We start from the raw sequence: 25,157 nt of genomic DNA, 5'->3' as shown, positions 1-25,157 counted from the left end.
CATGTCAGGCAGGCCCGCTTGCACCGGCACGCGCCTGCGTCCGATTGTTATGGAACCAGCTATTGCGCCAGTATCAGCCAGATCAGGGCGCCACCCAGCAGCAGGCGATAAATGGCAAAAGGCGCCATACCGATACGATTGATGAATTGCAGGAAAAAGTGAATACAGAGGTAGGCACTGATACCGGAAAGAATCACGCCAAGAACAATACTGTCCCAAGGCACCGACTCACTTTCCAGCAACTCCAGGGTAAGCAACAGTGCGCTGAGTGCAATAACGGGAATCGACATCAAAAAAGAAAAACGCGAGGCCGCCTCGCGATTCATCCCCAGCATCAGTCCGGCCGTCATGGTAATTCCAGAACGCGACGTGCCGGGAATCAATGCCAATGCCTGCGCAGCGCCAATCATCAGCGCCTTTTTCCAGTTCAGTTTACGAAGATCGTCCCTGCGCTTGCCGTGCACATCCGACCACCACAACAGCAGGCCGAACAGGATGGTGGTGGCCGCAATGACGGCGGAGGAACGCAAATGGGTTTCGATGAAATCTTTAAAGGCAAGGCCGGCAACCCCGGCGGGAATGGTTGCCAGCACAATCAGCCATGCCAATCGCCCCTCATCCGTAAACTGCCCCGTTCTAAAGCCACCCAGCCCATCGCAGATCAGTTGCCAGACTTCCTTGCGAAAATACAGTAACACGGCCATCAGTGAGCCGAAATGCACTGCCACATCGAATGCCAGCCCCTGGTCCGGCCACCCGAGAACCTGATTGGGAAGTATCAGGTGCGCTGAACTCGAGATTGGCAGGAACTCGGTAATGCCCTGGATTAACGCCAGAATGACAATGTGAAAAATATCCATAAATTCCGCTACTACTTGTCGGTCGCCTGTTCCGAGACGCGCTGTGAACGATTCGTGATTTGCTGAAGCTGTTTAATAGACAACGTCAGCGCTGACGGATGCGCGCGCGCTTTTTCCACGTCACCTCATTGCGCAGGTATGCGGGCTCAAGCTCTTCCGCACTGACCTGAATTCCCCGCTGCCAGAGTTCTGCCGCCAGCACCGCGATATCCTGTGCATGGATGGCCGATTCAGTGGACACAGCCAGCGGCTTCAGTGCTGCCAGCGCCGGATATTCCCAACCTGGCCCCACGGCATACAACGAGCAATTCGTGGAAGCGGTGTCGGCCGTTAGGAATCCAGCCGACTTCAATGACGAGACCACCTGTTCGGGGGTGGAAACAGCGTCGGCGAGCAGCGCATTTGCACCCTCTCCCGGCGGGTACAGCCCCCAGTACACTTCTTGCATTCGCGCATCCAGCGCCGCCAGCACCGGAGCGTCACCCCAATCCGGGTGTGACCGCCGCGCCCCCCGCGAAAGTGCTGCCAGGCTGGATACCGGCACCACCGGCTTGTCTGCGGCAAAAGCGAGCCCCTGTACACAGCTGATGGCAATCCGAAGGCCGGTGAAGGAGCCGGGCCCCTGACTCACCGCCAGCGCATCCACCTGCGTCAGGCTACTCTGCCCCTCTGCCAATACCGCCTCCACCATGGGCAGCAGACGGCGGGTATGATCCCGCTCCGCCCGGAAAAACTGCTCACAAATACGCCCATCGGCGTACAGAGCGGCGGAACAGGCACCGGAAGTGGTATCAATGGCCAGGATTTTCAAGGAAAGCGCCCCGCACTGGTATCACACAGACGAACCCGGCCCCCGGGAAAGGGGGCCAGAAGATGGGGGCGAATTGTGGCACGACCAGCGGCAAACGCAAACCGCGTAACGTTGCGCCTGAAGGCCTAATTTACAGGCAGAGCGGAGAACTGCTGGCGAATATAGCAAAACCCCGGCACTTGGCCGGGGTTCTCGGATCGGAAAAAGCTCAGGCAGACTTTGGCGGGCGGCCGCGACGGCCGGGTGCCTTTTTGGCTGGGCGCCCGCGAGCCGCGGACTTTTTCGGAGTGGTTTTAACCGCTTTGGTGGCTGCCTTCTTGGCAGCGGCCTTCTTCCTGGCGGGAGTCTTTTTCACGGCCGTTTTCTTAGCCGGGGATTTTTTGGCCGGAGTTTTCTTGGCCGCCGCTTTCCGAACGGCCTTTTTCTTACTCGCAACCTTTTTTGCCTTCCTGGCTTCGGCCTTGACCTTGGCAGTAGCCTTTTTCTCCAGCGCTTTGGCTTTCGCCGCCGCTTTCTTCGCCGCAGACTTCACTTTGGCGGTGGCTTTCTTTTCCGCCGCTTTTACTTTTTTGGCATCGGCCTTGGCGCGGGCCTTCTTCCAGCGGCTGGTGAACGCTTTTACCGCCTTATCGAGTTCTTTGTCTGCCTTGGCCGAAAGCTTTTCGGCCATATCCGAGACGGCTTTCTTCGCGGATTCCTCAGCGTGACGCACGGCATCCATGGCACTGGCCTTGGCCAGGCCAAGCTTGGCCTCAGCAAGCTTGACGCGCTGCTCCCTCAGCTTGGCATTGGCTGATGTCAGCGACTGCTTTGCGGCAGCGGAATTGCTTTTTTGCGCGCGCGCACGGGCTTTACCCACCCTGTCCAGTTGCGCATCCAGCGCCTTGGCTGCGGCATCCACCGCTTTCTGAGCTTTGGTTACGACCGGTGAAGCATTTACCGGTGATGTGGTTGCTTTGGCCCTGGCAGCCGGCTTTGCTTTCGCAACGCGTTTTGCTTTGGCAGCTTTCTTTGCGACTCGTGCCATCCCTTGTCTCCTCTTTCTCTGTAAAAGAAGTCACTCTGAACACAGATATGTGCCGGCCAGCCATAGAAAATGACACGGCTGTATCAAAGTTAATAAAAAAAAAGGCGTTTGCAAGAAATTAAGCAAAAAAACAACCAAAATTATTAAAAAATTTCCATTTTTTATGGTTCAACGGTGTTCAGAGGGTAAATTTCACCGTTGGGAAGTTGGAAACCCAATAAATATTACTGGGAAAATCCTGCAGGCATTCTCTCCCGCACGATCGCTTCAATGGCTGCCAGGTGATCCTCTCGCGCATTCAACGCCGGAATATATCGGTATTCACTACCACCGGCATCAATAAAGTTAGCGCGATTCTCTACCGCGATTTCTTCCAGGGTTTCCAGGCAGTCTGCAGAAAACGCCGGACAGATCACATCCACACTCGCCACACCCGCCTGCCCCCACTCTACAAGGGTTCGATCGGTGTACGGCTGCAACCATTCCGCCTTGCCAAATCGGGACTGAAACGTAATCTCCCATTGATCCCGGGGCAGCGCCAGTGCCGCAGCCAGCCGCTCAGCGGTGCCGCAGCATTGCTGATAGTAGGGATCCCCCTTGCGGATATTGGCTTTGGGAATACCGTGAAACGACATCAACAGTTTTTCTGCCGCACCGTATTTCTCCCTATGTTCACGTACCGAGTTAGCCAGCGCCTCAATATAGAGGGGATGGCTCCAGTAATCATGTACGACGGAGATATCCGGGACATTGCGTGAGGCGCGGATGATTTTCGCCACTTGATCGTAAATAGCGCCAGTGGTTGTGGCGGAATATTGCGGATACAAGGGTAAAACGACGAACCTGCTGGCACCCTGCTTTTGCAACCTGGCAACCGTATCGGCAAGGCTCGGGGCACCGTACGTCATAGCGTAAGCCACCAAACTGTTCTGCCCACCACTTTCCTGCGCACCCTCTCCCGGGAACCGGGGCTCTGCCGTGGCATCAAGACGCTGCTGCAGAAGCTCGACCTGACGCTGGGTATAAAAGGTAATGGGAGACCCCGTCACTGCTTCGCCATCGAGACCGCGATTCCAGATTTCCCTGTAGGCGGGAGCAATCCGCGCGGGTCTCAGTGGCAGCACAAACAGATTAAGGATCAACTGCCAGACTGGCCGGGGGATTTCCACTACCCGGGGATCAGAAAGGAAGTCCCGCAGAAACTGCCGTACCGCACGGGGTGTGGGTTCGGCGGGGGTACCAAGGTTCATCAGAATGATCGCGTGAGCCATGATCGTAAACACTCCAATGGGGTCAGCAGGCGGTCCCGGTTCTGCTCTAGAGAGGATAGGTCGTCTCTGCAGCGGGATTCCGCGCCTAATACGGGCCGCAGTATTCCAGAGTCCGGCGCAAAAGTATTTAGCCGTGCTGCAAACGGTCATATAGACAGGGGCAATGACAGGTCGCATCAATAAATGAAAAAGGCTCCAACAGGAGCCCTTTTCTATTTCTATCACTGCCGGCCGTTAGCGGCGACGGCTTCAGCTCAGTGCAGTGATTACTTTTTCGCGAATCTGATCCATGGAGCCAACCCCTTCTACTTTGCTGTACTTCGGGGCGGTCTCTGGCGCGCGCTGGCCCAGCTCACGATAGAAGCCTACCAACGGTTCGGTCTGCTCGTGGTAAACCGCAAGGCGCTTGCGCACGGTGTCTTCGCTGTCGTCACCACGCTGAACCAGTGCTTCGCCGGTCACATCGTCCACACCTTCGTTTTTGGGTGGGTTGTACACCAGGTGGTAGACGCGACCGGAACCTTCATGCACCCGGCGGCCGGAAAGACGCTTGACGATCTCCTCGTCATCTACAGCGATCTCCAGAACATGGTCGATAGCGACATCCGCATCCAGCAGTGCCTGAGCCTGGGGAATGGTGCGCGGGAAGCCATCGAACAGGAAGCCATTGGCGCAGTCCGCCTGGGCAATACGCTCTTTGACCAGCGCGATGATCAATTCATCACTTACCAGTTTGCCCGCAGCCATCACATCCTTGGCTTGCAGCCCCAAAGGAGTACCCGCCTTGACCGCAGCACGCAGCATGTCTCCGGTAGAAATCTGAGGAATTCCAAACTTCTCGGTGATGAACTGGGCCTGGGTGCCCTTTCCGGCGCCCGGTGCGCCCAGAAGTATGATTCGCATAATCAGATAATCTCCAGATCATACCGGGGGGCATTTTTACCCCCAGTGATAAAAAGAGCGCTACCTTACACTTTGCCCCAAGGCAGAACAAGTCCGTAAGTGGTCAGGCCGAATTCGGTAATTTTTTTACAGAAATCCAGTTTTTTTGGGGTCAATCCTTGCGGATTACACCCTGTTCGGTGCATGCGTACCACCGCCGGATTCAGGGGGTCATTGCATTTTTCGCCCTTTCCCAGAGCTGGTCCAACTCCTCGAGGGAGACATCCGAAGGCCGCTGATTGCGCTCCGCGAGCACCGTTTCCACGGCGCCGAAGCGCTGTTCGAATTTGCGATTGCACTGGCGCAATGCGGTTTCCGGATCGACACTCAGGTGCCGCGCGACATTGACACAGGAAAACAGAAGATCGCCCAGTTCTTCGCGGGCGTGTGCAGTGTCTCCGGAGGCGATGGCTTCGCGCAGCTCCCGCAACTCTTCCTCTACTTTTTCCAATACACCGTCGATTGCGGGCCAATCGAATCCCACCTGAGCCGCACGCTTTTGCAATTTCAGCGCGCGGGTCAGCGCCGGCAGGCCAGCAGCCACCCCGCCGAGTGTACCGGATTCACCCTTGGATTCGCGCTCCGCCGCTTTTATCGTTTCCCAGTTGGCCTTGACCTGCTGCTCGTCGATTGCCACGTTTTGATTGTCGCCGTAGAGGTCTCCCGAGGGAAACACATGGGGATGCCGGCGTACCAGTTTCCGCACCAGTGTGTCGACGATTCCGGGAAAATCAAAGTGCTGCCGCTCGCATCCCAGTTGAGCATAAAAGATCACCTGAAACAGCAGATCACCAAGCTCTTCCCGCAAATGCGCAAAATCTTCCCGTTCAATGGCTTCCGCCACCTCATAAGCCTCCTCAATTGTGGAAGGCACAATGGAGGCAAAGGTCTGCTTCAGGTCCCACGGACAACCGCTTTCCGGGTCGCGCAGCCGCGACATCAAGTATTGCAGGTCTTCTACGCTATAGCGCTGTTTCATCGGTTTCACCCGTTCGCTGTCCCCTGGCATGCCGCGTTCACCGGATTCAATGCAAAATCCGCCGCTTGGCGGATGCCACGTTGGGAAGTTGGTTGATGCGGTGCAACACGTGGCTCAGTTCTTCGAAATTGTGAATTTCCGCGGTAATCACCATATCCACCGTGTGCTTGTGCTTGTTCGAGCGGGTCTGCATGGCGGTGATATTGACCCGCTGACTGTCGAGCATGGTAGTGATATCCCGCAGCAGGCCGTGTCGATCGTAAGCCTCCACCATGATTTCCACAGAATAGACCTCGGTGGGTTTTTCGGCCCAACTGACCTGCAGGATACGCTCGGGTTCATCGGACTGCATGCGCAACATGTTCGCGCAGTCCTTGCGATGAATGGACACCCCGCGCCCGAGAGTGATGTAACCCATAATGTCGTCCCCCGGTACCGGATTACAGCAGCGGGCGATATGCGTCAGCAGATTGCCGACGCCGTCGATATAGACATCGGTCTGCCCTTCCCGGGCCACTGGCGCGGTAAGCGAGAGCACCGGTTCGCCCTGATCAACTTTCACCATGCGCTGGGCGGTATTCAGAACCTGACCCACGCCGATATCGCCGGCACCGACCGCGGCATACAGGTCGTCCAGGGAGTGCATGTTGAGTTTTTTCGCAAGCTTTTCGAAGTCGAAATCCGCAAGCGCCAGCTGTTTGAACTCGCTGTCGAGAATGGTGCGGCCCTCGGCCACATTCTGGTCCCGCGCCTGCATCTTGAACCAGTGGATGACTTTTGCCCGCGCGCGCGAGGTATTGATGTACCCCATGCTGCGGGAAATCCAGTCGCGGCTCGGCGCCTCCCGTTTGCCGGTGAGGATTTCCACCTGATTGGCCGTCTGCAGTTCATGGTTCAACGGTACAATACGGCCATCCACCTTTGCGCCACGACAACGGTGGCCGATTTCAGTGTGGATCTTGTAGGCGAAGTCCAGGGGCGTCGCCCCTTTGGGCAGATCCACCACGTGGCCATCGGGCGTGAACACATAGATACGGGTGTCCACATCGCTCGCCTGCAGATCCTCCTGCAGGGGGTTGCCGCCCACCTCTTCGTGCCAGTCGAGCACCTGGCGCAGCCACGCGATTTTCTGTTCATAGCCGTCCTGCCCGTCGAGCTGGCCGGATTTCTTATCGGTGCCCTTGTAGCGCCAGTGCGCGCATACCCCATACTCCGCCTCTTCGTGCATGGCGAAGGTGCGGATCTGTACTTCGAGCACCTTGCGGTCGGGACCGATCACTGCGGTGTGCAGCGAGCGATAGCCGTTGTCTTTGGGCGAGGCGATGTAATCGTCGAATTCATTGGGGATGTTGCGCCACAGGTTGTGCACGATACCCAGCACGGCATAGCAGTCCCGCACCGTGGGCACCAGGATGCGCACCGCACGGATGTCATAGACCTGCGAAAAGCCGATATTCTTGCGCCGCATCTTCCGCCAGATACTGTAGATGTGCTTGGCCCGGCCAAACACCTCCCCTTCGATATCCGCTTTCGCCAGTTCGCTGCGCAACAGTTGCAGCACATTGTCGATATAGTCCTGCCGCGCCAGACGCTTTTCATCCAGCAAGCGGGCGATCTGCATATAGTCGTCGGGTTCGAGGTAGCGGAAGGACAGATCCTCCAGCTCCCACTTGATGTGACCAATACCCAGGCGATGTGCCAGCGGTGCGTAGACGTCCGCCACTTCTCTCGCCACGCGGCGACGCTTGGCTTCGGGCGCGTTCTTGGCAGCGCGAATGGCACAGGTGCGCTCCGCCAGCTTGATCAGTGCCACGCGCACATCGTCCACCAGTGCCACCAACATGCGGCGGATATTTTCCGAATGCTCCTCTACCGCACCACTCTGGTTTTCGACCCCGGTATCGGCACTGCGGCTGCGAATAACCGCCATCTGCAGCACACCGCGGATCAGTTTGGCGATGGTCTCCCCCATCTCCTCTTCTACGACCTTGAGAGGCAGGCGCTTTTCCCGCACCGCGCGATAGAGCATGGCGGCACACAGGGCTTCGCCGTCAATCTGCAGGTCTGCGAGGATTTCGACCATTTCCAGGCCGGTGAGAAAACTGCTGGCACCCTCGGCCCAGATGTTTTCCGCATCGATGGCTTTCTGCTCCGCCTGCTCGCTCATTTCAATAGCATTGCGAAGTGTGACCAAGCTGCCACCGTCCAGTTTCGCAAGCGCCTGAATGTGACGCAGCCAAGTCTCCCGATCCAGGGTGCCGTCGGCCAGTCGCGGATATTTTTTTCTGACTTGTACCAATGTATTAACTCGCGGTCAGAACAATAGGATGGGTACGATCGCCACTATGCCCTGTATCAGGGCTGCTCTGCGTTGAACAGCCCGGACGACAGGTAGCGGTCTCCACGGTCACAGATGATCGCGACGATGGTGGCATTCTCCACTTCGGCGGAGATTCTCAGCGCACCCGCGACAGCACCTCCGGAGGAGACGCCGCAGAAAATCCCCTCTTCCCGCGCCAGCCTCCGGGTCATCGCCTCGGCTTCCCGTTGACTGATGTCCATCACCCGGTCGACCTCCTCTGGGACAAAAATTTTCGGCAGATATGCCAGAGGCCAGCGACGGATGCCGGGAATGGCCGAGCCCTCGGTGGGCTGCAGGCCGATAATCTGGATGCCCGGATTCTGCTGTTTCAGGTAGCGGCCGCATCCCATGATGGTGCCAGTGGTACCCATTGAAGAGACAAAATGGGTAATTTCGCCCCCGGTTTGACGCCAGATTTCGGGGCCGGTTGTTTCGATATGCGCCGTTGGGTTGTCGCTATTGGAGAACTGATCCAGTACCAATCCTTTGCCCTCTGCTTGCATTTGCAGTGCCAGATCCCGCGCGCCCTCCATGCCCTGCTCGGCGGTGACCAGTATCAGCTCGGCGCCGTAGGCGGTCATGGAGGCCTTGCGCTCTTCAGTGGCGCTGGCCGGCATGATCAGGATCAGACGATAGCCCTTGATGGCCGCGGCCATGGCCAAAGCGATGCCGGTATTGCCGCTGGTGGCCTCGATCAGGGTGTCGCCGGGGCGGATCTGGCCGCGGGCTTCCGCGCGGCTGATCATCGACAGGGCCGGACGGTCCTTCACCGAGCCCGCGGGGTTGTTGCCCTCGAGTTTGAGCAGGATGGTATTGGAGGTATCCCCCTGCAGTCGCTGCAAACGCACCAGGGGCGTGTTGCCTATGCAGTCGGCAATCGTCGGGTATTCCATAGTCAACTTCTGATCCATCGGCATATGCGGGCGCACATTCTACCCCCGCACCGCCGCTGCTGCGAATGCGCCTTGCCGGCTGCCAGCACAATTGCCGCCCGATGTCGCGAAATTGGGGTGGCATCTGCGGGCAGCAGGGGTAGAATCGGACAAAAATAACACAGTATTTTCACTGCCGTGGCCCCCGCTTCAAAGTCCCAAGCTACGCCTGAGGCGGTCGCCCATATCGGATCAATAATGGAACAAAACCCGCAACCCGGTCGCAGACACACGCGTGCCAGCCCGCGACGCACTCATGGCCGGCGCTTTTCCCTGCGCGCCATTCTGTTCCGTTACACCATGGCACCGGCACTGATCCTGTCGCTGCTGCTGGCACTGCTGTTTACCCTGCAGCAGATGCAGGACCGCCGCGACCTACTGCTCAGTCACGGTCGCGCCAGTGCCGAACAGCTGGTAGAGCTGATTCACCTGAGCGAGGGCCACCCGTTCGAGGAGCGCATTCAGTGGCTCGACAAAGGCCTGATGGCGTTGATGCTCGAGCGGGACATGATTCGCTCCGTACAGCTCTACCGCGCCGACCGCAACGAAGCGGGAGAGGAAAAATTCACCCTGCTCTCCAGCGTGGGGCCGCGCCCCCGCACCAGTTTCAGCGCCGACCAGCTGCGCGGCAAGCAAGCGCACGTGTACGAAGACCTGAACAGCCTGCAGGTGTTGCACCCGCTGCGCGGAGAAGACACCAACTGCTGGCTGACCATTGAGCTGCACCGCCCCTACTTTCTCGTCGGCACGTATCAGGTGGCGCTGGTCGGCCTCATCGGGCTGATCATCTGCACCCTGATCGCGCTGGTATGGGCAGTGGCACTCGCCGAGCGCGCCTCCAGAAGTCTCGAGCGCATCAAGGAAACCCTCCGCGCGGTGGGCCAGGGCAAGTTTGCCACCCGCGCGGCCGGCTCCCGCAACCTGGAACTTTCGCAACTGTCAGAAGAGATCAACCTGATGGCGGAAAATCTGGCGGAGTACCAGCGGGATTATCAGGACGGGCTACATCAGTCCATGGAGGACCTGCGCCAGTCGCTGGACGCCATGGAGGAACAGAACATTGAGCTGGAACTCGCGCGCAAGAAAGCATTGGAAAGCAGCCGGATCAAATCCACCTTTCTCGCCAATACCAGTCATGAAATCCGCACCCCACTGAACGGTATCATCGGTTTTACCAACCTCCTGCTGAAGACAGAGGTGGACCAGTTGCAGCAGGACTATCTGCAGACCATCCTGCGCTCTTCCGAGAGCCTGCTCACTACTATCAACGACATTCTGGATTTCTCCCGCATCGAATCCGGCAATCTGGTGCTGGACCACAGCCCTATGAACCTCGGGCAGGTGCTGGAAGAAACCTTGCAGATCCTCGCGCCCTTCGGTTACGAGCACAATCTGGAGCTGGTGCCATTCGTCGACCCGCAGCTCCCACCGTCGCAGATCGGCGACCCGCTGCGCATCAAACAGATTCTCACCAATCTGGTCAGCACCGCCATCCGCTGCTCGGAGAACGGCAGCATACCCGTGCGGATAGCCGTACAGAGTGGCAAGGAATCCGAACTGATGGTGCAAATCAGCATCGTTGACAACGGTGCCCGCTGCGATGAACAGGGGCGTCGCGAGCTGCGACAACTACTCAATTCCAGTCCGCTACAACAGCAGGTGACGAACAACGGCATGGGGCTCAGTACCGCCCGCAGCCTGGTGCAATCCATGGGCGGCGAACTCGGAATGGAGAGTAACGAGCAGGGTGGCAGCAGTTACTGGGTACAGCTGCCGCTGACCATAGACCGCAATCGCGCGGCAATCACCCGCGAGCAGTTCCCCGGTTGCCGGGTTCTGTTGGTCGACCCCAACCCCATGACGCGCCAGCAGATATACCAGCAACTCAGCCACTGGCAGGCCGAGGCGCAGGAACACTGCGACGGCCAGAACCTGGTGCCAGCGATTGAGCAAATGTGGCGACACGATGCCCTGCCGGATGCGCTGATTATCGACACGGCCATCGCCGCGGGCAATTTCGACGATTTCATTGCCACCGCTCAGCAGCTGGTGGACACCTATCAGTGTCGGGTGGTGGTCCAGGGTTCGCCGGTGGATCTGCGTCGCTGCTATGACGCGCTGCGCACCCGGGTATTGGCATTTCTCGGCAAACCGGTCAGTCGTGAGGGGCTGCTGAGAGCGCTCAAACGGGTAGTGCCACACCAGGCCCAGTCGCGACCACAAACCGGCGCATTTCCGGCGCTCCCGTGGCCATCGGCACCGCGGGTACTGGCGGTGGATGATCACGAGGCCAATCGCCTGCTGATGAGTGAGTTGTTGCGCGCACAGAATATCGAAGCGGTAGTCGCGGCGAGTGGGGCAGAAGCCCTGGCGCTGTGGCGGGAGCAGCACTTCGACATGATTTTCATGGATATTCAGATGCCCGGCATGGACGGCATCGCCACCACACGTAAGATCCGCGAGGAGGAGTCGGGCCGCCGCACACCCGTGATTGCCCTCACCGCCCATGTCGGCACCGAGGAAAAATCGCGGTTGCTAAGCGCCGGGCTCGACGACTACCTCAGCAAACCGGTGAGTGAAGTCCAGCTCACCCACACCGTAAAGCGCTGGATGGAAGTAAACGGGTCCGGCGAGGATATCGCCATCCCCCCTCTGGTCGCACCGCGCTTGGTAGATATCGGCGAGAGCCTGAATCTGGCCAATCAAGACCCAGGCCTCGCCCGCGACCTGCTGCGCATGCTGCTGAAAGGGCTGCATGAAGACGAACCGGAACTGACCCGGTTATTTGCCGAAAAAGACCACAAAGGCCTCTTTGAGCGGGTACACCGCCTCCACGGCGGGTGTTGTTACTGCGGCGTGTTGCGCTTGAGATCGGCCACCGGACAGCTGCAGGAAATGCTGCGCCCGGTCCAGGATCAGGCTCTGGTAGACACCGGTGAATTCGAAGGCGCCTATGAGCAGGTGCGACGGGAAATTCGCAGCCTGCGCGAATGGGCCACAGAACAGGATTTGGACGCGCTGTTCGGACTGGAAAGCGTCGGTGCGAAGGGCAGTAACGGTCGAGTGATTCGTGAGGGAGAGAACTCCCACTGAACGCCGGATCGCCCGACTATGACGCGCCGTACACCTGTCGGAATAATTCACGGCTCTTTAACGGTCGGCTCCCGAGTAGTGGGTCCAGGATCAGCCGACACAGACGCTTGGCTGCAACCAGCACTTCGGCCCGGTGCTCCAGCGTGCCAGCACCCTCCTCTACTCCATTTTCGTCGCCGGCAAACAGCCACGCACTGAGAATCAACAAGTGCGCACCGGAAAAGTCGTTGCCGCGCGGCACTGCGCCCGCAGGAAGATGGACTGGAGCAAACCCCTCTTCCATCGTCAAACGGTAGATCGACTCCGCGCGTATCGGCCCGTTGTCCAGAGGGCTGAAATCCAGCTCGGGGCAGCTACCCAGCGCCTGCAGCAGATGCAATTCAAAACATCGCAGGGGCCACTCCAGCACAGCGCCCTGCTCCCCTCGCTCTTCTCCTGTCAGGCGCGCCAATTGCGTCAGCAGTCGCTGGTAGGCGGAAAACACCAAGGGATGTGACTCCCCCTCGGGCAGTAAGCGCACCAGCAGCTCGTTCGCGTAGAGGCCGGCGTAAACTGCGCGCCCCTTTAACCACAGCGGCTGGCCGGCGCTTTCAACAGGACCGAGGGTTTTCAGATCGTGGCGTCCCAAAAGGGTCACCAGTAGGGGGGCGAATGGCTGCAGGGCGCGCTGGCGCCGCTGTTTGTCGCGGCGCGCGCCCTTGGCAATACAGGCAATGCGTCCATAGTCCGGGGTCAGCAACTCCAGGATCAGGCTCGTATCCCGGAACGGCCGCGAATGCAGGATGTAGGCCGGTTGCGGGGGCAGCTGCTGCACGGAGAGCGGGAACGGTTACTGCTTATCGATATAACCGAGACTGCGCAACGCGCGCTCGTCATCGGACCAGCCGGACTTGACCTTGACCCACAGATTCAGCATCACCTTGCTGTCGAATAGCTTCTCCATATCCAGCCGCGCCGCCTGGCCGATCTGCTTGATGCGCTCACCCTTGGTGCCGATGAGGATACGCTTCTGGCCGTCGCGCTCTACCAGAATGGCCGCACTGATGTGCAGGACATTGCCCTGCTGCGCAAATTCTTCCACTTCCACGGTAACGGCATAGGGGATTTCCGCCCCCAACTGCCGCATGACCTTCTCGCGTACGATTTCCGCGGCGAGGAAGCGCGAACTGCGGTCGGTGATCTGATCTTCCTCGAAGAAGTGCTCGCCCTCCGGCAGTCGCTCGGCAATGACCTTTTCCAAAGACTCCAGATTGGTTGAGCGCAGTGCGGACAGCGGTACAATCTCCGCCTTGGGAAAACGCTCAGACAGTGCCTGCAACTGCGGCAGCAGATCGCTCTTGTCTTCCAGCTGATCCACCTTGTTAATCGCGATGATCAACGGGCACTTGAGGCCCTGCAACTTCTGCGCCACCAACTCGTCCCCCTCGGTCCAGCGCGCGCGCTCCACCACAAATACCACCACATCCACATCTCTGGTGGAACTGATGGCCGCCCGGTTCATGTAGCGATTGATCGCCTTTTCTTCCCCCGCGTGCAGCCCGGGAGTATCCACGAAGATAATCTGGTTCGGGCCTTCGGTCTTGATCCCGAGCATATTGTGACGAGTGGTCTGCGGTTTGCGCGAGGTGATGCAGATCTTCTGCCCCAGAATATGGTTCAGCAAGGTCGACTTGCCGACGTTAGGCCGGCCGATAATAGCCACATAGCCACAGCGGGTCGGCGAGGAATTCAGCGGGGCGGCGGGTGAAGGGGTTGGCGGGATGGTTGTGTCGCTCAAGAAAGGTCTCCGGACGGCCGACACCCGTATAGAGGGTCGGCCAGGCAAATAAATTGGGCATTGGCTGTTGACGCAGATTATAGAGTCAGTCCTGCCCGGTCAGTCGAGTATAGGCTTCGGTGGCGGCAGCTTTCTCCGCCGCGCGCCGGTTGCTGGCAGTGCCACGCACCGGCACTTTGAGGCCCGCCACCCGGCACTCCACCACAAATTCCTGGGAGTGTTCTTCACCCCCGACATCTACCACCGTGTATTCCGGCAGTGGTTTCTGGCGGGCCTGCAGCCACTCCTGGAGGCGGGTTTTCGGATCTTTGGCAGTTTCCAGCGACAGGTTCTCAAGCCGCGGTGTGAACCATGCCAGTACACGTGCCCGCGCAGCCTCAAGGCCGGCGTCCAGATAAATAGCGCCGATTATCGCTTCCACGGCATCCGCCAGTATCGAGGCCCGGCGGTGGCCGCCGCTTTTCATTTCGCCCTCGCCGAGACGCAGGCACTCGCCGAGTTCCAGCTCCCGTGCGACTTCAGCCAGCGTCTCCCCACTCACCAGCTGTGCGCGCAGGCGGCTCATCTGGCCCTCGCGGCCATCGGGGAATTTTTCAAACAGCGCTGCGCTGATGGTAAATCCGAGGATGGAGTCGCCAAGGAATTCCAGCCGCTCGTTGTTACGGCTGCCGTGGGAGCGATGGGTGAGAGCGAGGGAGAGCAATTCCGCCCGGGCAAATTGATAGCCCAGGCGGCTGCAGAGTCGCTGAAGCAAGAGGTCTGTCACGTATGTCTGTCGTCTTTCACTATGAGCGCCCACCGTGCGTTGAGCGCGCCCGGGGGGCACTCAGTCTTCGCGACGGCGGAACTGCTCGATGTCTACTAAAGGTTCACAGCACAATTCCGGCTTGGCAGTATTGAGCTGCTTGTCGAACTTCATCACCACATCCACATTGTGGAACAGTGGTTGGCGCAGTTCGTAGTTGATGCTGACGAGAGTACTGTCGGCACCGCGAATAATCTTCACCGCCTGGGTGGGCTCACCGCGCACGTTGTTGATGGTGAAATACCGGTCCAGCTCGCGCTTGATTTCGGTATTGCTCATCTCGCGGATACCGGAGTTTTGCGACAGAGAATGCAGCCCCTCCTCCACGAAATGCGCGTCGATATAGGCCGGCCCCAGTTTGGATACAACGGTCAGGCCAAAGCCAAACACCGCAATCACCAACAGCCAACCCCAGTAACTCATACCCCGTTGCGCCCGCAACAGACGCCCCCCCGAAAGGTGTTGTATCGCCATCTTCTGCTACCGTTTTATCATTCTAATAAACGACGGTCATCCCTGGTTTCAGCGCTTGGCTGGGTTCATCGAGTCCTATTCGATGCCAACTATTCGATGCCTCCTACCCGGTCAAAACTGGGCAGGCTGAGTAGTTTGTCCCAATGCATCCAGATTGCAAAGGCCTTGCCGACAATGTCTTTCTCCGGCACAAAGCCCCATCTGCGGCTATCGAGACTGTTGTCACGATTGTCACCCATCATGAAATAGTGGCCTTCGGGCACGGTAATGGTCGGGATATTGCCGAACTCACCCGGGACAACATTCTTGGCCATCAGGTGGCGCTCGCCGTCAATCTCCTCCCACAGAAATTCTCTCTGCGGGTTTCCGGGCGACGGCGCCTGGATAAGCTCCTGCGGAGCGGGCTTGCCGTTGATGTACAACTGATTGTTCACCACACGGATCTTGTCGCCGGGCAGGCCGATCACCCGCTTGATGTAGTAGGTTTCATTGGCGTGCGGGGGGAAAAATACCATGACGTCGCCGCGTTTTGGCTCACCGATATCCAGCACCTTGGTGCGGGAGACCGGCAGACGCAGGCCGTAGGCAAACTTGTTCACCAGAATGAAGTCGCCCACTTCCAGAGTGGGGTCCATGGACGCGGAAGGAATCTGGAAAGGCTCCACCAGGAAAGAGCGCAACACGAATACGATGGCCAGCACCGGGAAGAACGATTTGGCATACTCCACCAATACCGGCTCCGCTGGCGGCTGCCCCTTGCCCGCGAGCGCTTTGCGCCCACGCGCCAGAAACAGTGCATCGAACAGCCAGATTGCCCCTGTTGCCACAACCAGCAACAGCAAAATAAGGGGGAAATTGATATCCATTCAAGTGTCTCTTTTTCTGACTGGTTCTTGTTATTCAGCGGCGCAGGGAAGAGCCGCCTGGCCTATCAGCCGTCGACCTTCAGCACCGCGAGGAAGGCGTCCTGGGGCACCTCCACCCGGCCGAGCTGCTTCATGCGGCGCTTACCGGCCTTCTGCTTCTCAAGCAGCTTTTTCTTACGGGTGACGTCGCCACCGTAGCACTTGGCGGTTACGTTTTTGCGCAGTGCCTTCACCGTGGTGCGGGCGATGACCGAACCACCGATGGCGGCCTGGATCGCCACATCAAACATCTGCCGCGGAATCAGGTCTTTCATTTTTTCCGCGATGGCACGGCCGCGGCTCTGCGCGTTGTCGCGATGCAGGATCACCGCCAGCGCGTCGACCCGATCGCCGTTGATGAGGATATCAAGACGCACCAGTTTTGCCGGGTCAAAGCGCACAAAGCTGTAATCCAGCGAGGCAAAACCGCGGCTCACGGACTTGAGGCGATCGAAGAAGTCCATCACCACTTCACTCATGGGCAGCTCGTAGCGCAGGGACACCTGACCACCCACGTACTGCATGTCTTTCTGGATGCCGCGCTTTTCGATACATAGCGTAATCACGTTGCCCAGGTAGTCCTGGGGCACCAGGATATTTGCCTCGGCGATGGGCTCGCGCATTTCTTCAATGGAGCCAATTTCCGGCAGGCGCGATGGGTTGTCCACGTAGACGATAGAGCCGTCGTTCATCAGAACTTCGTAGACCACCGTAGGCGCGGTGGTGATCAGGTCGAGATCGTATTCCCGCTCCAGACGCTCCTGGATGATCTCCATATGCAGCATGCCGAGGAAGCCACAGCGGAAACCGAATCCAAGCGCATCGGAAGACTCGGGTTCGTAAAACAGGGAGGCGTCGTTCAGCGACAGCTTGTCCAGCGCATCGCGGAAAGCTTCGTAGTCATCGGAACTGACCGGGAACAGACCGGCATACACCTGCGGTTTGACCTTTTTGAAGCCGGGCAGCATCGCCACATCTTCAGCACCTTTGGCGTGGGTCAGAGTATCGCCCACCGGCGCACCGTGAATGTCCTTGATACCGGCCACTACAAAGCCCACCTCGCCGGCGCGGAGTACACCGGTTTCCTTGCGCTTGGGAGTGAAGACACCGACGCTGTCCACCACATGCGGGCGACCGATAGACTTGGTGACGATTTTTTCTTTGGCCTTGAGGGTACCCTGCTTCACCCGTACCAGCGACACTACGCCTAGATAGGAGTCGAACCAGGAATCGATGATCAGCGCCTGCAGCGGCGCATCCACATCGCCCTCTGGCGGCGGCACCAGACGCACCAGATCCTCCAGCACATCCTCAATGCCCAGGCCGGATTTGGCGCTGCAGCGGGTGGCGTTGGTAGCGTCGATACCGATAATGTCTTCAATTTCCTGCGCAACGCGCTCAGGTTCCGCCTGCGGCAGATCCATTTTGTTCAGCACCGGAATGACTTCCAGCCCCTGCTCAATCGCGGTATAGCAGTTGGCCACGGACTGGGCTTCTACACCCTGGGCGGCATCCACCACCAGCAGCGCACCTTCACAGGCTGCCAGTGAACGGGACACCTCGTAGGAAAAATCCACGTGTCCGGGGGTGTCGATAAAGTTCAGCTGATAGGTTTTGCCGTCGCGCGCGGTGTAGTCCAGCGTCACGCTCTGGGCCTTGATGGTAATACCCCGCTCCCGCTCGATATCCATGCTGTCGAGTACCTGGGCGGCCATCTCGCGGTCACTCAGACCGCCGCAAACCTGGATAAAACGGTCTGCGAGGGTGGATTTCCCGTGGTCGATGTGCGCGATGATGGAGAAATTGCGGATATGGGAGAGATCAGTGGCCACTGCGAGGACAAAACCTTTTAAAAATCAGTGAGTTAATAGGCGGACCGGGCCGCGCTGTGGGCGCAAGTCTAACAGGTTGCGGGAAAAGTGCATCCAGTCAGCGCTATACCCCCGGGTATTGGGGGCCAAGGACCGCCGGCGGGCTCCCGGGATGCGGCGTGGCAACCGCTGGAGCCCGTCGGTCACAGTTCAACTCACTCTCAGTCCTCGTCGATCTGGATGGTACGGAAGGTAGGCTGACCGCCGCGGAAGAAGCGGATCGGCAGCAGCTCGCCCTTAGGAAGCTTCTTGACGATTTTCTCGTAGTCATCGAGAGATTCCACCTGATCGAATCCCAGCTGGGCGATGATATCGCCACTGCGCAGACCGGCATTGGCACCCGCCTTACTGGGCACCACCTGTTTTACCTGCACACCGGATTCAACGCCCAGGCGCTGTTTGAGACTGTCGGGGATATCATCGACCACCAGACCCAGTCGACCGCCCACATCGCTGGCCGCGGGGGCACTGCTCGCCTGTTGCTGACCGTCGTCATCCCCGGGCAGAGCACCTACGCGCACATTGAGTTTGCGCTCCTTGCCCTCGCGCATCAGCAACACCGGCACTTCGGCACCCGGGCGGGTCTGGCCGACCACGTGCGGCAAGTCGCCGGGCATCAGAATCTGCTGGCCGTCAAAGCGCATGATGATATCACCCACCTCAATACCGGCCTGCGCCGCGGGAGACCCAGCTTCCAGCTGCCCCACCAGCGCACCCGCCGGCTTGCTCAGCCCCATGGCAATAGCCAGCTTGCGGTCGACATCCTGGATACCCACGCCGAGCCAGCCGCGGTCCACGCGCCCTTTTTCCCTCAACTGCGCCACCACGTCCTGGGCGAGGCTCGCCGGAATGGCAAACGACAGACCGATGGAACCGCCGCTCCGGGTGTAGATCTGGGAATTGATCCCCACCACTTCACCATTCAAATTGAACAGCGGGCCGCCCGAGTTGCCCGGATTGATGGCCACGTCAGTCTGGATGAACGGCACATAATTCTCGCGGCTTTCGTTGGGAATACTGCGCCCCATCGCGCTCACGATTCCCGCGCTGGCGGAGTAATCGAGGCCGAACGGTGAACCGATGGCGACTACCCATTCACCAACTTTCATTTTCTCCGAGTCGCCCCAGCGCACAGTGGGCAAATCCGAGGCTTCCACTTTCAACAGTGCCAGGTCGGACCGGGGGTCGGTACCGATCACCTTGGCTTCAAACTCGCGGCGGTCGGTAAGGGTGACCAGCACTTCATCCGCACCGTCCACCACATGATTGTTGGTCACCACGTAGCCATCAGAGGAAATAATGAAGCCAGACCCCATGCTTGCCACCGGCCGCTGCTGGCGCTCGCGGGGCTCCAACAGGTGGCGGAAGATATCCGGAATTTCCTGCTGGTATTGGGGCGGAACGGAGTTTCGCGCAACACGACTGCGCTCTACCGTGTTGATTTTCACCACTGCGGGAGAGTTCTGCTCGACTAGATCGGTCAGCTCAGGAAACCCGCGTGCGTAAACCGCCGTTGAAACAAAAAGACAAAGCACAAGCAAAAACTGCGTGCAGCGTGCAATCATATTTGCCACCTGTGATAAACCATTCTATTAATATGCCAAAAAGTGTGTTCCAAATTGCGCGCAGTGTAACTATCAATCAGCGTTACCATCGCGCGCGTCTCACCAAAATCCGGGCTGGCACGGAAAACCGCATGCGCCCACCAGCGAGAGACAATCAGTTAGTCGAAAAATTCGCGGAAAAGTTCTCACAATCCAGTGTAAAACAGTGTTAAGGACTTAAAGGCGCCACGGCAGATGACACAACTTCAGCAATCAGCCAGATCCGGGAACGGCAAATCGAACAGTGACCACGGTCCTGCGCTACGCCCCCGTACCGAGCGGGGGCTGTTTGCGCATCGGCGGCTGCAGTATGGCCTGTCCGCCCTTGGCGCACCGCTGCTCTACTTTCCCGCGGAAGTTCAAGACCAGCATACCGGTATGGTGATGGCCGGTACGCACGGCGACGAAGTGGCTGCGGTGGTCACCCTTTCCTGCGCGCTGCGCTCCCTGGGCACGGGGCAGTTGCGTCACCATGTGATCTTGGCGGTCAACCCTGACGGATGCCAACTGGGTACCCGCTCCAATGCCAACGGCGTTGATCTCAACCGGAACTTCGTCACCGCTAACTGGAAGTCAGACGGCACCATCTATCGCTGGAACAGCGCAGCCGATGAGCGCGATGTCTATCTGTCCACCGGCACCCAGGCCGGTTCCGAGCCGGAAACCGACGCCTTGTGCCGCCTGGTGCACGACCTCAAACCGGTATGGCTGGTATCCATTCACGAGCCACTCGCCTGCGTGGATGACCCCCAGCAGAGCCCGCTGGGCCACTGGCTGGCGGAGCGCATGGAGCTGCCGCTGGTCACGGATCTCGGCTACAAAACGCCGGGCTCGTTCGGCACCTGGTGCGAAGAACAGCAATACCCATGTATCACCCTGGAATATCCGCCGATCTCCGCTGATGCCGCGAGCGAGGAATATCTGGCCGCCATGATTGAACTGCTCTGCTACACCCCCTGACGTTGACATGCCCGGAGCACCCAAGGGTTTCTCGTGTCAGGTCCAGTAGACCCGACCACCCTCAAAGCGCAGCGGCTCCACGTCTTGCGCCAGCCAGGTCGGACCGTCCAGGTCCACAAACCGCGCAAACTGCCCCAGCGGCCAGGCCGCCCTGACTGCGCGGGACGTGCACAACATGCACCCCAGCATCACCTCAAAACCCTGCGCTGCTGCAGCCTCCGCCAATGCCTGCGCCTCGCAGAGGCCACCGGTTTTGTCCAGCTTGATATTCAGCATGTCATAGCGGCCGGCCAGGTGCGGCAGGTCGGCGCGGGTGTGGCAACTCTCATCGGCACAAATCGGCAGAGGGTGGGGGAAGTCAGCCAGCAACGCATCTTCACCAGCGGGCAGCGGCTGCTCCAGCATCGCCACTCCATGCTCGGCAAGGGCCTGGCAAAGCGCCGGCAGGCCCTCCCCGTCCCAAGCTTCGTTGGCATCGATCACCAATTGGCAATCCGGCGCAGCCGCCCGCACCGCAGCCACTCGCTCCAACACCAGCTGGCGGTCCAGCTTGAGCTTGAGCACGGTCACCCCGCGTCTGGCGGCAGCGCGCGCTGCCTCACTCATGGAGTCGGGATCGGCAATCACCAGCGTCTGCACCGTCGGCAGCCAGTCAGGGCCTGAGTGAGCCGCACCGGATTTTCGCCACTCCCAGTCCGCCAGCGCACAATCAAGCGCATTGCGGGCGGCGCCGGCGGGGAGGGCCTGCTGCAGCTGCTCGCGGGTAAGCCCCCGGCGCAAGGCCGGCAGTACGGAGGAAATTTCTGCGAGCACCGACTCCACGCTCTCCCCGTAGCGGGGATACGGCGTGCACTCACCAACACCGGTAACCCCATCGGCGGAGACCTCAACCACCACGACGCGAGCTTCGGTCCGCGCACCGCGGGAAATCACGAACGCCGTTTTCAGTGGCCAGCTTTCCGCATAACAATGTACGTCGAAATCGCTATGCACGTCGAAATTGGCACGCGTCTCTCTCATCTGAACGCTCCCGGATAAAATTCGCTTACCGCAAGGTGAGCCGCCACGAGTCCACCACTCAGTGTAGAGAGATATTCGGGGGCAATAGAAAAAAAGAGGAACCGGCAGACTCAGCGGACTTCGGCAACAGGAATGCTGGAACAGGAATATTCCCGCTCCAGTCGCAAGAATTGAGGTGTTAGCGCTGGGTTTGCGCGATTGATATGACTGTAGAGGCGAATAGCCAACGCGCCCAGCGCCAGCCCCGCCAGAGCACCCAGAATGGCCCAGATTTCGGCACCGAGGGACTGCCCGATCACGGCTCCCAACACCAGAGCAACCAGTGGTAGCAGGTAGACGATCAATGCGCTGCTGGCGAGGGTGTTCTCAGCAATTCCAATCACCACCGTGTCATGCAACCGGATGTCCATGAGCGCCTGTGGCAAGACCTCGACACGCACCTGGGATGCGCGACGCCAGAAATCTCCCAGTAAACCGGTGCCGCATCCGGATTTGGCGGCACAGCTGTGGCAACTGCTGCGCTGCACGGTTTCCACCCAGATACCGGTTTCGTCAAGGGCTAAGACCCTGCCGCGCTCTTCAATCATCGCCTTGAAACCACCCCTGCCCGACATCCCGTGTCACGGTTGATTTTTTACCGATTTCGCAACCAGCTGCGCGGTATTGTCGGGAATTTCCCCCACCACCGTCACCGTATAGTGTTCGTCGTTGACCTCGATATGATCCATGTAGGCCACAGTGGCTCCGCGCACTGCGCGCCCGCGATAATTCATGCCCGGCCCGAGCTGCTGCACGAATACCGTAAACGCATTCAGGCCGTCACTGAATACCTGCATCTCGCCATCAGGCAATTCTCGTGCCGCTACCGCCTTGAAACCATTTGGCACCCATCCCAGCTGCCAGCGGCTCACCAGGGTGCCGCAGTGACCGGTGCTATCTCTTTCCCGCGCGGAGTCAGAGTGTGGCTGCAACTCACTGTCGGCCACCGGCGCCAATTCAAGTTCGACAAACTGAAAACGCTCCAACACCCGACCGGCCGGTGCCACCAGCAGGGACTTCAGCGGCAGGCCGGTTTCGCGGTCCACGCTCACCACCATTCCGAAACGATGCATGTCGCGTGGACGCGCTTCCAGCACCACGGTTTCGCGGTCGGCGATACGCTCTTCTCCACGCAGCAGAAACTGATAGTTGTCCTGCACATTTTGCAGTCCCAAATTGCTCCAGAGACCGGCGCGGGACAGCGGGCTGCCGTCGCGGCGACACTGGGCATCGTGCCCGCGACTCACCATTTCCCGGGGTGCCCCCGTCAGGAAGCGGATTCGCTCCACCGGCTCGCCATTGCGAATACCGTGTACCACCTCCAGGGTTTCCATTACCCCCACGTGTTCAAAGGTCACGAGGCCGCGGTATTCCAGATTGGTTACCGCGTTGGAAAGCTTACCCAGCAACGCCTGGATCTCGGCGCCCCCAGCCTGCGGATCAGTGACGGCTTCAGGAGGTACTGCTTGCCCGGCGCCTTGCACAAGGGCCGTATCGCTGGCGGCAGGCGCGGACTTCTCGGCGCGTGAAACATCCAGACCCTGAGCATTTGCCAGTGGTAACGCCGGACCAGTGACCAGTAAAAAAGCCAACAGGGAACTGTTGGCTTTCAGGGCAGTGACAGGAATTTTTTTTGCCATGATCAATCTTTATTCAAAGTAGACGTGCGCTGGCAACCTAACGGGATAGCGGCGCGGCAAGCGGCAGCCGCCCGCGCACTGCTATCACCTCACCGTTACTCCGGCGGGCGTTCACCATAGGCGGCACGAGCGAAGGGCACCATGCCCTGGCTCCCCACGCGGGCAGCCTGTTCAGAATGCTCCATCATCACCCGGTTAAGGTGGCGCATCAATTCGGGGGACGGGACAGCCTGCATTTGGGCAGACGCGCCCATACCGACTCTTTGCTCAGGAACCAACTGAGGATTGGTGCTCACCGAGCGGGTATTCAGCGAAGGGACCAGAAAACCACTGGGCTGCGGCACCGACTGCACCGGTTGCTGCGCCGGGCGCTCTACCTCGGCCACCAGCTCACCACCGGTCTGTGGGGCCTGCATCTGCTGCACCCCGAGTACCGCGGCGAATGCCACCGTTGCCGCCACCGCCCCGCGAGACAGCGGGCGCCACCAACGGCTTTGGGCAGCTCCTGAATCGTTGGCCGCCTGCGGCTCCGCGATTGCCGCCAATGGCGGCTCGTCGGCGATAGCCGCAGAAATACTCGCCGCAAGGCCGAGATTTACCGGCGCAACCTTTTCGCCACGCAGAACACTGGCGGCGAGCTGATAACGGGACCAGCGCTGGCCCTGTTCGCCACCATAGGCATCCGCTTCTCGGAGCAGGCGCTGAATTTCCAGCTCGCTGGCCTCGCCATCCATCAACGCGGAAAGCGATTCATTCAAACGCTGCTGATGATTCCCGTGAGACATACGGGGCAACCCTCTTTCAGTGCAATCCAATGGGCGTTGTAACCGCCCTGTCTGTTGGTATCTGAGACCGGTGTCCACCAGAAAAGTTTTACTCGCAGGCAAATTTTGTGTGAATTCCACGAAAAAACTGCCTGTCGTACCGGTCATCGCTACTGGCTAGACCGGGAAACTCTCTAACACCCTCTGGATAAAACAATTCTGACTATGTGCCGATCAAATAATAGACGCAAACCCCGGCAGAATGACATGCGACCGGGGCCGCCTCATCCGCGCCCACCGACCGGTTCCGGCTCACCGGCCATGGCCGCCTGTACCGCGCGGTCAATGGACTCGCGCGCGCGGAAAATCCGCGAGCGTACCGTACCCACCGGGCAACCCATGACCTCTGCGATTTCCTCGTAACTCAACCCCTCCAGCTCCCGCAGGGTAACCGCGGAGCGCAGGTCTTCCGGGAGTTCGCGAATCGCGCGGTGCACAGTAGCCTCCAGCTGATCGCGGAACAGCTGGTTTTCCGGGGTATCGTTATCCCGCAACATCTCGGCGCCGGAGTAAAACTCGGCGTCTTCGAGATCCACATCGAAGGATGGCGGACGGCGGCTGCGGGAAACCAGGTAATTCTTGGCGGTATTGATGGCAATGCGGTACATCCAGGTATAGAAGGCGCTCTCCCCACGGAAATTCGCCAGCGCCCGGTAGGCCTTGATAAAGGCCTCCTGCACCACGTCGTTGACCTCGGCGTGATCATTGATATAACGGCTAACCACCGCCGCGATCTTGTGCTGATACTTGAGTACAAGCAGATCAAAGGCACGCTTGTCCCCTTTCTGAACCCGCTCGACCAGCTGTTGATCACTCGGCGACGCCTGATGACCTGTCATCCCCTACTCCCAACCACGGTCCCGACGCACAATGGCCCGGACCACAGGATTATTCTGTTGTGTCGAAGACAACCCGTTTTGGTCATAAGTTCCTGACAAATCGGCAATTTTTGAAGATAGCG

General features: G+C 59.2%; 23 protein-coding genes. 3 read left to right on the top strand and 20 right to left on the bottom strand.

Annotated elements, in window-relative coordinates; all coding sequences use genetic code 11:
* Positions 1-59: 59 nt before the first annotated feature.
* The 8 genes from FDY93_RS08415 to cysM all read right to left on the bottom strand — a co-directional run bounded on the left by FDY93_RS08415 (position 60) and on the right by cysM (position 9,145).
* Positions 60-860 carry an undecaprenyl-diphosphate phosphatase gene (locus tag FDY93_RS08415; RefSeq protein WP_138235300.1) on the bottom strand — a complete coding sequence of 267 codons (801 nt, stop codon included), beginning with the start codon at positions 858-860 and terminating at the stop codon, positions 60-62.
* Between the two features lie 85 nt (positions 861-945).
* Positions 946-1,671: a tRNA (adenosine(37)-N6)-threonylcarbamoyltransferase complex dimerization subunit type 1 TsaB gene (gene tsaB, locus FDY93_RS08410; RefSeq protein ID WP_138235299.1), complete on the bottom strand. Its 726-nt coding sequence runs from the start codon at positions 1,669-1,671 to the stop codon at positions 946-948.
* A 208-nt stretch (positions 1,672-1,879) separates the two neighbouring features.
* The gene (locus tag FDY93_RS08405) at positions 1,880-2,698 is read right to left on the bottom strand and encodes a hypothetical protein (protein WP_138235298.1); all 819 of its coding nucleotides are present in this window, start codon (positions 2,696-2,698) and stop codon (positions 1,880-1,882) included.
* Between the two features lie 224 nt (positions 2,699-2,922).
* On the bottom strand, positions 2,923-3,969 hold the full coding sequence (gene hemH / locus FDY93_RS08400; RefSeq protein WP_138235297.1) for a ferrochelatase: 1,047 nt from the start codon (positions 3,967-3,969) through the stop codon (positions 2,923-2,925).
* A gap of 249 nt (positions 3,970-4,218) precedes the next feature.
* Positions 4,219-4,872 (bottom strand): adenylate kinase, encoded by a 654-nt coding sequence (gene adk, locus FDY93_RS08395; RefSeq protein WP_138235296.1) that lies wholly within the window; start codon positions 4,870-4,872, stop codon positions 4,219-4,221.
* 202 nt (positions 4,873-5,074) lie between these two features.
* Positions 5,075-5,890, bottom strand: a complete 816-nt coding sequence (gene mazG, locus FDY93_RS08390) for a nucleoside triphosphate pyrophosphohydrolase (protein ID WP_138235295.1) — start codon at positions 5,888-5,890, stop codon at positions 5,075-5,077.
* A gap of 46 nt (positions 5,891-5,936) precedes the next feature.
* The gene (gene relA, locus FDY93_RS08385) at positions 5,937-8,189 is read right to left on the bottom strand and encodes a GTP diphosphokinase (RefSeq protein ID WP_138235294.1); all 2,253 of its coding nucleotides are present in this window, start codon (positions 8,187-8,189) and stop codon (positions 5,937-5,939) included.
* A gap of 56 nt (positions 8,190-8,245) precedes the next feature.
* Positions 8,246-9,145: a cysteine synthase CysM gene (cysM, locus tag FDY93_RS08380; RefSeq protein WP_181954062.1), complete on the bottom strand. Its 900-nt coding sequence runs from the start codon at positions 9,143-9,145 to the stop codon at positions 8,246-8,248.
* A gap of 237 nt (positions 9,146-9,382) precedes the next feature.
* Here cysM and FDY93_RS08375 point away from each other — a divergent pair, with 237 nt between their 5' ends.
* Entirely contained in the window at positions 9,383-12,277 is a 2,895-nt protein-coding gene (locus tag FDY93_RS08375; RefSeq protein WP_246068513.1) for a response regulator, read from the top strand.
* 16 nt (positions 12,278-12,293) lie between these two features.
* Here FDY93_RS08375 and recO read toward each other — a convergent pair whose 3' ends face one another.
* The 7 genes from recO to FDY93_RS08340 all read right to left on the bottom strand — a co-directional run bounded on the left by recO (position 12,294) and on the right by FDY93_RS08340 (position 19,674).
* Positions 12,294-13,091: a DNA repair protein RecO gene (gene recO, locus FDY93_RS08370; protein ID WP_246068512.1), complete on the bottom strand. Its 798-nt coding sequence runs from the start codon at positions 13,089-13,091 to the stop codon at positions 12,294-12,296.
* Between the two features lie 15 nt (positions 13,092-13,106).
* On the bottom strand, positions 13,107-14,054 hold the full coding sequence (gene era / locus FDY93_RS08365; RefSeq protein WP_371808084.1) for a GTPase Era: 948 nt from the start codon (positions 14,052-14,054) through the stop codon (positions 13,107-13,109).
* Positions 14,055-14,139: 85 nt separating this feature from the next.
* Positions 14,140-14,820: a ribonuclease III gene (gene rnc, locus FDY93_RS08360; RefSeq protein ID WP_138235293.1), complete on the bottom strand. Its 681-nt coding sequence runs from the start codon at positions 14,818-14,820 to the stop codon at positions 14,140-14,142.
* Positions 14,821-14,880: 60 nt separating this feature from the next.
* Positions 14,881-15,333, bottom strand: a complete 453-nt coding sequence (locus tag FDY93_RS08355; protein WP_138235292.1) for a DUF4845 domain-containing protein — start codon at positions 15,331-15,333, stop codon at positions 14,881-14,883.
* 89 nt (positions 15,334-15,422) lie between these two features.
* Positions 15,423-16,199: a signal peptidase I gene (gene lepB, locus FDY93_RS08350; protein WP_138235291.1), complete on the bottom strand. Its 777-nt coding sequence runs from the start codon at positions 16,197-16,199 to the stop codon at positions 15,423-15,425.
* 65 nt (positions 16,200-16,264) lie between these two features.
* Positions 16,265-18,070 (bottom strand): translation elongation factor 4, encoded by a 1,806-nt coding sequence (gene lepA, locus FDY93_RS08345; RefSeq protein WP_138235290.1) that lies wholly within the window; start codon positions 18,068-18,070, stop codon positions 16,265-16,267.
* A gap of 200 nt (positions 18,071-18,270) precedes the next feature.
* Positions 18,271-19,674, bottom strand: a complete 1,404-nt coding sequence (locus tag FDY93_RS08340) for a DegQ family serine endoprotease (protein WP_138235289.1) — start codon at positions 19,672-19,674, stop codon at positions 18,271-18,273.
* Here FDY93_RS08340 and FDY93_RS19450 point away from each other — a divergent pair.
* Together FDY93_RS19450 and mpaA are read left to right on the top strand one after the other, a co-directional pair.
* The gene (locus FDY93_RS19450; RefSeq protein WP_166214644.1) at positions 19,608-19,886 is read left to right on the top strand and encodes a hypothetical protein; all 279 of its coding nucleotides are present in this window, start codon (positions 19,608-19,610) and stop codon (positions 19,884-19,886) included. The genes FDY93_RS08340 and FDY93_RS19450 overlap by 67 nt on opposite strands.
* Positions 19,887-19,908: 22 nt before the next feature.
* The gene (gene mpaA / locus FDY93_RS08335) at positions 19,909-20,673 is read left to right on the top strand and encodes a murein tripeptide amidase MpaA (RefSeq protein ID WP_138235288.1); all 765 of its coding nucleotides are present in this window, start codon (positions 19,909-19,911) and stop codon (positions 20,671-20,673) included.
* 36 nt (positions 20,674-20,709) lie between these two features.
* Here the strand turns inward: mpaA and ycjG are convergent, their stop codons facing one another.
* The 5 genes from ycjG to rpoE form a co-directional block, all read right to left on the bottom strand.
* Positions 20,710-21,693 carry an L-Ala-D/L-Glu epimerase gene (gene ycjG, locus FDY93_RS08330; protein ID WP_138235287.1) on the bottom strand — a complete coding sequence of 328 codons (984 nt, stop codon included), beginning with the start codon at positions 21,691-21,693 and terminating at the stop codon, positions 20,710-20,712.
* Between the two features lie 110 nt (positions 21,694-21,803).
* Positions 21,804-22,307, bottom strand: a complete 504-nt coding sequence (locus FDY93_RS08325) for a SoxR reducing system RseC family protein (protein WP_246068511.1) — start codon at positions 22,305-22,307, stop codon at positions 21,804-21,806.
* 6 nt (positions 22,308-22,313) lie between these two features.
* Complete coding sequence (locus FDY93_RS08320; protein WP_138235286.1) at positions 22,314-23,372, bottom strand: MucB/RseB C-terminal domain-containing protein; 1,059 nt, start codon at positions 23,370-23,372, stop codon at positions 22,314-22,316.
* 95 nt (positions 23,373-23,467) lie between these two features.
* Positions 23,468-24,157, bottom strand: coding sequence for a sigma-E factor negative regulatory protein (locus tag FDY93_RS08315; protein WP_138235285.1), 690 nt, complete (start codon positions 24,155-24,157; stop codon positions 23,468-23,470).
* Between the two features lie 263 nt (positions 24,158-24,420).
* Positions 24,421-25,035: an RNA polymerase sigma factor RpoE gene (gene rpoE, locus FDY93_RS08310; protein ID WP_138235284.1), complete on the bottom strand. Its 615-nt coding sequence runs from the start codon at positions 25,033-25,035 to the stop codon at positions 24,421-24,423.
* Between the last annotated feature and the right edge of the window lie 122 nt (positions 25,036-25,157).

It is taken from the genome of Microbulbifer harenosus, assembly GCF_005771435.1.
GTDB lineage: Bacteria > Pseudomonadota > Gammaproteobacteria > Pseudomonadales > Cellvibrionaceae > Microbulbifer > Microbulbifer harenosus.
Note: the sequence above shows the minus strand (reverse complement) of the source record. Positions and strands in the feature narration are given on the sequence as shown.

What these genes read in the sequence shown, in the direction of transcription:
- lepB (WP_138235291.1), bottom strand. Translation starts at nt 16,199, where the DNA reads ATGGATATCAATTTCCCCCTTATTTTGCTGTTGCTGGTTGTGGCAACA.
- FDY93_RS08320 (WP_138235286.1), bottom strand. Translation starts at nt 23,372, where the DNA reads ATGGCAAAAAAAATTCCTGTCACTGCCCTGAAAGCCAACAGTTCCCTG.
- mazG (WP_138235295.1), bottom strand. Translation starts at nt 5,890, where the DNA reads ATGAAACAGCGCTATAGCGTAGAAGACCTGCAATACTTGATGTCGCGG.
- rpoE (WP_138235284.1), bottom strand. Translation starts at nt 25,035, where the DNA reads ATGACAGGTCATCAGGCGTCGCCGAGTGATCAACAGCTGGTCGAGCGG.
- FDY93_RS08325 (WP_246068511.1), bottom strand. Translation starts at nt 22,307, where the DNA reads ATGTCGGGCAGGGGTGGTTTCAAGGCGATGATTGAAGAGCGCGGCAGG.
- cysM (WP_181954062.1), bottom strand. Translation starts at nt 9,145, where the DNA reads ATGGAATACCCGACGATTGCCGACTGCATAGGCAACACGCCCCTGGTG.
- FDY93_RS08355 (WP_138235292.1), bottom strand. Translation starts at nt 15,333, where the DNA reads ATGGCGATACAACACCTTTCGGGGGGGCGTCTGTTGCGGGCGCAACGG.
- FDY93_RS08340 (WP_138235289.1), bottom strand. Translation starts at nt 19,674, where the DNA reads ATGATTGCACGCTGCACGCAGTTTTTGCTTGTGCTTTGTCTTTTTGTT.
- FDY93_RS08315 (WP_138235285.1), bottom strand. Translation starts at nt 24,157, where the DNA reads ATGTCTCACGGGAATCATCAGCAGCGTTTGAATGAATCGCTTTCCGCG.
- FDY93_RS08375 (WP_246068513.1), top strand. Translation starts at nt 9,383, where the DNA reads ATGGAACAAAACCCGCAACCCGGTCGCAGACACACGCGTGCCAGCCCG.
- FDY93_RS08415 (WP_138235300.1), bottom strand. Translation starts at nt 860, where the DNA reads ATGGATATTTTTCACATTGTCATTCTGGCGTTAATCCAGGGCATTACC.
- hemH (WP_138235297.1), bottom strand. Translation starts at nt 3,969, where the DNA reads ATGGCTCACGCGATCATTCTGATGAACCTTGGTACCCCCGCCGAACCC.
- mpaA (WP_138235288.1), top strand. Translation starts at nt 19,909, where the DNA reads ATGACACAACTTCAGCAATCAGCCAGATCCGGGAACGGCAAATCGAAC.
- adk (WP_138235296.1), bottom strand. Translation starts at nt 4,872, where the DNA reads ATGCGAATCATACTTCTGGGCGCACCGGGCGCCGGAAAGGGCACCCAG.
- FDY93_RS08405 (WP_138235298.1), bottom strand. Translation starts at nt 2,698, where the DNA reads ATGGCACGAGTCGCAAAGAAAGCTGCCAAAGCAAAACGCGTTGCGAAA.
- ycjG (WP_138235287.1), bottom strand. Translation starts at nt 21,693, where the DNA reads ATGAGAGAGACGCGTGCCAATTTCGACGTGCATAGCGATTTCGACGTA.